General features: G+C 67.2%; 10 protein-coding genes. 4 read left to right on the top strand and 6 right to left on the bottom strand.

Going from position 1 to position 7,266, the window contains the following annotated elements; genetic code table 11:
- Together AC1DSO_RS24220 and AC1DSO_RS24215 are read right to left on the bottom strand one after the other, a co-directional pair.
- Positions 1 to 1,781: acetolactate synthase 3 large subunit (locus AC1DSO_RS24220; protein WP_477071240.1), on the bottom strand; the 1,781-nt coding region annotated here is incomplete at its 3' end.
- 112 nt (positions 1,782 to 1,893) lie between these two features.
- The gene (locus tag AC1DSO_RS24215; protein WP_024265762.1) at positions 1,894 to 1,941 is read right to left on the bottom strand and encodes a hypothetical protein; all 48 of its coding nucleotides are present in this window, start codon (positions 1,939 to 1,941) and stop codon (positions 1,894 to 1,896) included.
- 219 nt (positions 1,942 to 2,160) lie between these two features.
- On the opposite strand from AC1DSO_RS24215, the gene AC1DSO_RS24210 reads away from it, so the two are divergent.
- Complete coding sequence (locus AC1DSO_RS24210; RefSeq protein ID WP_477071239.1) at positions 2,161 to 3,183, top strand: serine hydrolase domain-containing protein; 1,023 nt, start codon at positions 2,161 to 2,163, stop codon at positions 3,181 to 3,183.
- Between the two features lie 113 nt (positions 3,184 to 3,296).
- On the opposite strand, the gene AC1DSO_RS24205 is transcribed toward AC1DSO_RS24210, so the two are convergent.
- Positions 3,297 to 3,782: a CinA family protein gene (locus tag AC1DSO_RS24205; protein WP_477071238.1), complete on the bottom strand. Its 486-nt coding sequence runs from the start codon at positions 3,780 to 3,782 to the stop codon at positions 3,297 to 3,299.
- 103 nt (positions 3,783 to 3,885) lie between these two features.
- Here AC1DSO_RS24205 and AC1DSO_RS24200 point away from each other — a divergent pair, with 103 nt between their 5' ends.
- Positions 3,886 to 4,425 (top strand): hypothetical protein, encoded by a 540-nt coding sequence (locus tag AC1DSO_RS24200; protein WP_477071237.1) that lies wholly within the window; start codon positions 3,886 to 3,888, stop codon positions 4,423 to 4,425.
- Here the strand turns inward: AC1DSO_RS24200 and miaA are convergent.
- Entirely contained in the window at positions 4,412 to 5,305 is an 894-nt protein-coding gene (gene miaA, locus AC1DSO_RS24195) for a tRNA (adenosine(37)-N6)-dimethylallyltransferase MiaA (RefSeq protein ID WP_477071236.1), read from the bottom strand. The two genes, AC1DSO_RS24200 and miaA, sit on opposite strands and share 14 nt — an antisense overlap.
- On the opposite strand from miaA, the gene serB reads away from it, so the two are divergent.
- Both serB and AC1DSO_RS24185 read left to right on the top strand, forming a co-directional pair.
- On the top strand, positions 5,286 to 6,164 hold the full coding sequence (gene serB, locus AC1DSO_RS24190) for a phosphoserine phosphatase SerB (RefSeq protein WP_477071235.1): 879 nt from the start codon (positions 5,286 to 5,288) through the stop codon (positions 6,162 to 6,164). The two genes, miaA and serB, sit on opposite strands and share 20 nt — an antisense overlap.
- Positions 6,161 to 6,838, top strand: coding sequence for an HAD family hydrolase (locus AC1DSO_RS24185; protein ID WP_477071234.1), 678 nt, complete (start codon positions 6,161 to 6,163; stop codon positions 6,836 to 6,838). Before serB ends, AC1DSO_RS24185 begins: the two co-directional genes overlap by 4 nt.
- Here AC1DSO_RS24185 and AC1DSO_RS24180 read toward each other — a convergent pair.
- A complete protein-coding gene (locus AC1DSO_RS24180; RefSeq protein WP_477071233.1) occupies positions 6,835 to 7,026 on the bottom strand; it encodes a hypothetical protein in 192 nt (63 codons plus the stop codon). The two genes, AC1DSO_RS24185 and AC1DSO_RS24180, sit on opposite strands and share 4 nt — an antisense overlap.
- A gap of 54 nt (positions 7,027 to 7,080) precedes the next feature.
- On the bottom strand, positions 7,081 to 7,266 hold a 186-nt coding region (locus tag AC1DSO_RS24175), incomplete at its 5' end, for an EAL domain-containing protein (RefSeq protein WP_477071232.1).

Here is a 7,266-nt window from a genome sequence, read left to right as displayed (position 1 = left end):
CCGATCACATTACCGATGTCCTCGACCTCGCCCATGATCATCTCGTTGTGGGCCTTGCCCGAGGGGATCATCGGCAAGCAGTTCTCGTGCTTCTCGACGCGGCAGTCGAAGATCACCGGCTTGTCGCTGTTGATCATCTCCAGGATCTTGCCGTCCAGCTCGGCCGGGTCGTCGCAGCGAATGCCGTGGGCGCCGTAGGCCTGCGCCAGCATCACGAAGTCGGGCAGGCTGTCGGAATAGGAGTGGCTGTAGCGCTCGCCGTGCAGCAGCTGCTGCCATTGGCGGACCATGCCCATCCATTCGTTGTTCAGGATGAAGATCTTGACCGGCAGATCAAACTGGATCGCCGTCGACAGCTCTTGGATGCACATCTGGATCGAGGCTTCGCCGGCGATGTCGACGACCAGGCTCTTGGGGTGGGCCAGTTGCACGCCCAGGGCGGCGGGCAGGCCGTAGCCCATGGTGCCCAGACCGCCCGAGGTCATCCAGCGGTTCGGCTCCTCGAAGCGGAAGAACTGGGCGGCCCACATCTGGTGCTGGCCGACCTCGGTCGTGATGTAGACGTCCCTGTCTCGGGTCAGCTCGTACAGGCGCTCGATGGCGTACTGCGGCTTGATGACCGTGTCGGAGCGTCGGTAGTTCAGGCACTGGCGCGCGCGCCACTGGTCGATCTGGGCCCACCAGTCGGTGAGGGCCGCCTTGTTCGGCTGATGGCCGCCGGCTTTCCAAGCCGCGATCAGGTCTTCAAGAACGCTGCCGGCGTCGCCGACGATCGGCAGGTCGACGCGGACGTTCTTGTTGATCGATGAGGCGTCGATGTCGATGTGGATCTTCTTGCTGCCGGGCGAGAAGGCGTCGAGGCGTCCGGTGACGCGGTCGTCGAAGCGGGCGCCGACGCAGATCATCACGTCGCAATCGTGCATGGCGTTGTTGGCTTCGAACGTGCCGTGCATGCCCAGCATGCCCAGCCACGCCGGATCGGCCGCCGGGAACGCGCCCAGGCCCATCAGGGTCGAGGTGACCGGCGCGCCGGTCAGAGCCTGGAATTCGCGCAGGGCCTGGCTGGCCTTGGGGCCGGCATTGATGATACCGCCGCCGGTGTAGAAGATCGGCCGGCGGGCGCCCGCGATCAATCTGGCCGCCTCGGCGATCCGGCCGGCATCACCCTTGGTCTTGGGCGCGTAGGCATGGGTCGAGGCGACTTCCGTCGGGCCGTAATATTCGCCCTTGGCGAACTGGACGTCCTTGGGGATGTCGATCAGCACCGGGCCCGGACGGCCGGTGGTGGCGATCTTGAACGCCTCATGGATGATCTGCGGCAGGTCGCGGACGTCTTTGACCAGATAGTTGTGCTTGGTGCACGAGCGGGTCATGCCGACGGTGTCGGCTTCCTGGAAGGCGTCGGTGCCGATCAGGTGGGTGGGGACCTGGCCGGTGATGACGACCATCGGGATCGAGTCCATCAGGGCGTCCATGATGCCGGTGATGGCGTTGGTCGCGCCGGGGCCCGAGGTGACCAGGACGACTCCGGGCTTGCCCGAGCTGCGGGCGTAGCCTTCGGCCGCGTGGGTCGCGCCCTGCTCGTGACGAACCAGAATGTGCTGCAGGCGCGGCTCGTGGAACAGCGCGTCATAGATCGGCAGGACCGCGCCGCCCGGATAGCCGAACAGAACCTCGACGCCCTGGTCCACGAGGCCGCGGACCACGATCTCGGCGCCGGTCATGGCGCGGGAGGTGTCGGCGGCGGGAGCGGTGCTCTCGATGGTTTGATGGGCGGTCATGGGACGGATCCGGTGGGAAGCTGGGGGGAAGCCAAGGAACGGGGAAGTGGAAAAGAAAAAAGGTCCCGAAGGACCTTTGCGCGCGCGACCGAGCTACGACGTGACTTCTAGGTCACCCCGCGAACGGCCGCTCCATAAGTACGATCATGGTTTTGCGCACGAGTCTTGCTCCAAAGCTACGGAACGGGTCATGACACGCGCCTGATGGAGCGTCAAGGCGCTGTTTGTCGCAAGGTTGTGCCTTTCCCGGGCGGTGTGACCTTACCGGAGTTTCACGTGACAGGGGCAGGTTTCACCCGTCACGGTCGCGCGCCTGCAATCGGGGAGCGCTTCAGTGTTTGGACGGCGAGAATTTTTGGCTGGGGCGGCGGCCTTCGGCTTGGCGCAATCAGCGACGGCCCGCGTGCTGTCGGGCGGACCGGCGGACCAGGCTGTCGATGCGTTCCTCAAGATCCAACCGTTCCAGGGCGTGGTCCTGATCGGCAAGGCCGGCAAGCCGATCTATTCCCGCGCGGTCGGGTTCGCCGACATCGAGGCCAAGCGGCCCGCGACGCTCGGAACGCCGTATGTCATCGCTTCCATCTCCAAATGGCTGACCTCCACCGCGCTGCTGCGTTTGGCCGAGGSGGGCAAGCTCGACCTGGACGCGCCGATCGTCCGCTACCTGCCCGACTACCGGGCCGATACGGGGGCCAAGGTCACCCTGCGGCGGCTGATGACCAACACCAGCGGCATTCCGAACGGCTTCGCCACCTGGACCAAGGCCAATCCGGATCCCGACCTGTTCAAGAAAACCTTCACGACTGCCGAGGCTGTGAAGCTGTGGTGCTCGGGCGACCTGGCCTTCGAGCCGGGGACCAAGTTCGACTATGTGCTGACCAACTGGATCATCGTCACGGCGATCATCGAAGCGGTGACCGGCAAGCCCTATGCCGAGGCGATGAACGAGCTGGTGATCGGTCCGCTGGGGCTTTCCCGCACGACGCCGGCCGATCCGACCGACATCGCGGCCTCATACCGCACGCTGGAGCCGCTGGTCCGGCAGCCCAATGACCGCTTTCCGTTCATGGCCGCCAGCGGGGGCTATGTCAGCACGGCCGGCGACCTGCTGAAGGCGGCTCACGCGGTGTTCGACGGGGCGCTCCTGCCGCCGGTGCGCAAGAAGGAGTTGCTGACCGTCGGCTGGCCCGACCAGGACTATGCGCTGGGCGGTCGGGTGAAGAGCCTGTTCGCCGACGGCATGCCACGCGTCTTCGCCTGGGAGACGGGCCGGGCGGCTGGCTATCGTTCGGTGCTGGGTCACCGCTTCGACGACCAGACCACCGTCGTGCTGCTCAACAACACCAGCATCACCCAGAGGGCGATGGACGAGTTCGCCTATGCGCTGTTCGGGACGGTCTAGAAGGAAGGCTGTCATCCCGGGCGAAGCGCAGCGCCGAGCCGGGATCGCCGGAAGCTCAGAGCCTGTTGCGGTCCCGGGTCTGCGCTGCGCTTCGCCTGGGATGACAGGGTTATTCAGCCCTCCAATGTTTTGGCCAGCAGCTCGAGCGCGGCGGCCGCGAAGGCCTGCATGTTGGCGGCGCGCTCGGCGCTGGCCGTCTCCAGAGTGGCGCTGACCGAGGTTTCCTCGCCGACCACGGCCATGCAGCAGTGGCCGGGCGCGTCGCCATAGCGGTTACCGTCGGGCCCGGCCGCGCCGGTCTCCGACAGGCCCCAGGTCGCCTTCAGGTTCTTGCGGGCCACGCGGGCTAGCATGACGGCGTAGGGTTCGYTGGCCGAGCGCAGGCCGTCCATGGCCTTCTGCGGGATGTCCATCAGCGTGAGGCGCGCCCGCGCCGTATAGACGACGGCGCCGCCGACATAGAACTTCGATGCGCCCGGCACCGCCAGCAGGGCGGCCGAGATCAGGCCGCCGGCCGACGACTCGGCGATGGCGACGGTCTCGCCTCGGGCGATCAGGCGTTCGGCGACGCGTTCGGCCAGGGCGTTGAGGTCGGACATCTTGGTTCTTTCATGCTGGGCGGCCCTTCCATAGGGGCAAGACGCGAACCTGCAAACACGCGTGGCGGAAGGCTCTCGCCAAGATTGAGCCAACGTGCTCACCATGGCCAAGCTCAACTCGGAGATCTCCGTGCTCGTTCAAGCCGCCACATCGCCCGCCGCGACCGCGCCCACCGTTCCCGTGCAGCCGCCGCTGCAAAGGCTGGCGCCGATCTCACAGAAGACCCGGCCGCTCGTGTTGACCAAGGGCGGGCGGACCGAGAAGGCGCTGGTGCGTTATCAGATCTTCATCCGTACGACCGTCAGGCCGGGCCCGGCGACCGCCGAGGGCGTGAGCGTCAGCGCCATACCGTGCGCCTGGACGGTCGAGTCGTTTCTGCAGCGTGACATCTGCTTCTATTCGATGACCGGCCTCCTGGCCTGCACCAACGGCGAGACCACACCGCTGATGGCCACGGACACGGGTCAAGCGGACCTGCCGGGCGGAACGGTCTGCGAGGTGTTCGCCAAGCCGGTGGAGGCCGCCGAGAGCCGGGTGATCGCATCCGTGGATCGCACCAAGGACCAACTGTATGACGACGACTACAAGCTGGTCGTCACGCCACAACTGGTCCGCGGCGGGACCACGATCACGGAACGCTGATCCGTTCCCAATCCGGCGTCTGATTGCGGAACCAGGTTAGCTGGCGCTTGGCGTAGCGCCGGGTCTCCTGCCGCGCGGCGTCCAGGGCTTGGTCTAGCGTGGTTTCGCCGCGCAGGTGGGCCGCGAACTCGCGATAACCGACAGCCTTGAGGGCGGGGAGGGACGGGTCCAGGCCACGCGCCTCCATGGCCGCCACCTCGTCCAGCGCGCCTTGCTCGACCATGACGGACAAGCGAGCGTCGCAGCGGGCGTAGAGTTCGGCGCGCGGCGGATCCAGCACCACGCCCTTCCAACTGCCGGGGGCGAGGGCCGGCTTGGTGTCGGTCTGCCAGGCGGTCAACGGCTTGCCGGTGGCGATGGCCACGGCATGGGCGCGGACCAGGCGCTGGCGATCGCCGACCTCGATGCGGGCTTCGGCTTCTGGATCCAGCGGCCTGAGGATCTCGCGGAATTCTTCTTCGCCTCGCGCCGCGTAGAGCAGGCCGGAGATCTCGCGCTGGGTCTCGGGCACCGGGGGCACGTCGGCCAGGCCGTGGGTCAGGGCCCGGAAATAGAGGCCGGTGCCGCCGACCACGATGGCCGGAGCGCCGCCGGCCGCGATTTCCGCGAGCACCGTAGTCGCCGCCTCCAGCCAGCGACCGACCGACCAGCCGACGGCGGCGTCGATCACCTCGAACAGGTGATGCGGCGCCCGCGCGATCTCGTCCGGCGATGGTCCGGCGGTCAGTACGCGCAGGCCGGCATAGATCTGCATGGAGTCGGCGTTGACGATCTCGCCGCCGATCCGCTCGGCCAATTGCAGGGCATAGGCCGACTTGCCGCTTGCGGTCGGGCCCGCGATCAGCCAGATGCGGGGCGCGATGTCCGAACTCTCCACCATTCCGACCGTCCTCACCGTCGTGGGGGGCAACCCCGACGCATACGCACAAGCCGTTTCGCGCGTCGAAGCCAGGCTGTCCAGCCGCCGCGAAGACCTGGGGCCGTTGGCCGCCGACTTCTTCGTCGAGCGCGGCGACCTGGATGCGGTCAAGGTCGACCTGGCGGACCTCGCCGTCGACTTCGCGGTACAGCCCGTCGAGAACCGCAAAAAGCGCCTGCTGATCGCCGACATGGACTCGACAATCATCAACGTCGAGTGCCTGGACGAACTGGCCGACTTCGCCGGCGTCAAGGACAAGGTCTCTGAGATCACCGAGCGCGCCATGCGCGGCGAACTGGCCTTCGAGGGGGCCCTGCGCGAGCGCGTGGGCATGCTGAAGGGCCTGGGCGTCGAGGCGCTGCGGAGCTGCTACGATCAGCGGGTCCGGCTGAATCCCGGCGCGGAGATCCTGGTCCGCACCATGGCCAGGAACGGCGCCCGCTGCGCCCTGGTCTCGGGCGGCTTCACCTTCTTCACCAGCCGGGTGGCCGAGGCGGCGGGCTTCCACCTGAACCGCGCCAACACTCTGATCGAACTGGACGGCGCCCTGACCGGCCATGTCGGCGACCCGATCCTGGGCAAGGAGGCCAAGCTGGCCGCCCTCCAGGAGGAGACGGCCGCTCTGGGCCTGACGCCGACCGACGCCTTGGCCGTGGGCGATGGCGCCAACGACCTGGCCATGATCGAGGCCGCTGGCCTGGGCGTAGCCTATCGCGCCAAGCCGATCGTGGCGGCCCAGGCCGACGCCAAGGTCGATCACACCGACCTGACCACCTTGCTCTATTTCCAGGGCTACAAGATCGAGGAGTTTGTGCAGTGAGCTTTCCCCGTCGTGTCGAAGGTGTCGTGTTCGACATGGACGGCCTGCTGCTGGACACCGAGATCGTCTATCGCGCGGCCATGATCGAGGCGGGCAACGTCTTCGGCGTCCAGTTCACCGGCGAGACCTATGCGGCCATGGTCGGCAAGACCACGCCAGAGAGCGCCGTCATGCTGCAGGAGCTGTACGGCCCGGACTTCCCGGTCCAGTCCTATTTCGAGCGGGTCTGGGCCGACGTCGAGGACCTGCTCGCCGCCGAGACCAAGCTGAAGGCGGGGGTGATCGAGATCCTCGACTACCTGGACGACCTGGGCCTGCCGCGCGGCATCGCCACCTCGAACGGCATGGTGGCCGTCGAGAAGTATCTGGGGCGCTTTGACCTGCTGCATCGCTTCAACGCGGTGGTCGCCCACCACGACGTCACCAAGCACAAGCCGAACCCGGACCCCTATCTGGAAGCCGCCCGCCGCCTCGGCGTCGACCCGGCCCACTGCTTGGCGCTGGAGGACTCGCACCCCGGCGTCCGCGCCGCCCACGCGGCCGGCATGATGACCGTGATGGTGCCCGACATCCTCGATCCCAACGAGGAAATGCACGACAAGTGCGTGCACATCGCCGACAGCCTGCACCACGTCTTGGACCTGCTGAAGGCGTCGGTCGAAGAGGCGGCTTAGCGGAAGATCGACATGATCGCCGCCGCGGCTGACGAGAGCACGGAAGTATTGGCCGCCTCGTCGGCTCGTCGGCGTTGCTCCTCGCGCTTTTCGGCGCGCGCTCGGGCGGCGTCGGTGAGGATCCGATGCCAGCGCTGGGCCTTGCCATAGGCGCCGGGGTCCAGGGGCGAGGGGCGTTTCGAAGCCATCGGATGTCTCCACAACCGTCGCGATCGTAGCACGCGGCGGAGCATCCTCAAACCTCAGGCCGTCCTGCGCGCCTCATCGTCGACGGGCAGCTCGATCGACCACGCGCCCAGGAACTCGACCAGCTTGTCCAGGCTCATCGGCCTGGCGATGTGATAGCCCTGGGCCAGGTCGCAGCCCATCAGCTGCAGGGCCGCCAGGGCCTCGCGGGTCTCGACGCCCTCGGCGGTGACCTTCATGCC

This window comes from Caulobacter sp. P4_E5, from assembly GCF_056401555.1.
This window is presented reverse-complemented; position numbering and strand designations above follow the sequence as displayed.

What these genes read in the sequence shown, in the direction of transcription:
- AC1DSO_RS24200 (WP_477071237.1), top strand. Translation starts at nt 3,886, where the DNA reads ATGGCCAAGCTCAACTCGGAGATCTCCGTGCTCGTTCAAGCCGCCACA.
- serB (WP_477071235.1), top strand. Translation starts at nt 5,286, where the DNA reads ATGTCCGAACTCTCCACCATTCCGACCGTCCTCACCGTCGTGGGGGGC.
- miaA (WP_477071236.1), bottom strand. Translation starts at nt 5,305, where the DNA reads ATGGTGGAGAGTTCGGACATCGCGCCCCGCATCTGGCTGATCGCGGGC.
- AC1DSO_RS24180 (WP_477071233.1), bottom strand. Translation starts at nt 7,026, where the DNA reads ATGGCTTCGAAACGCCCCTCGCCCCTGGACCCCGGCGCCTATGGCAAG.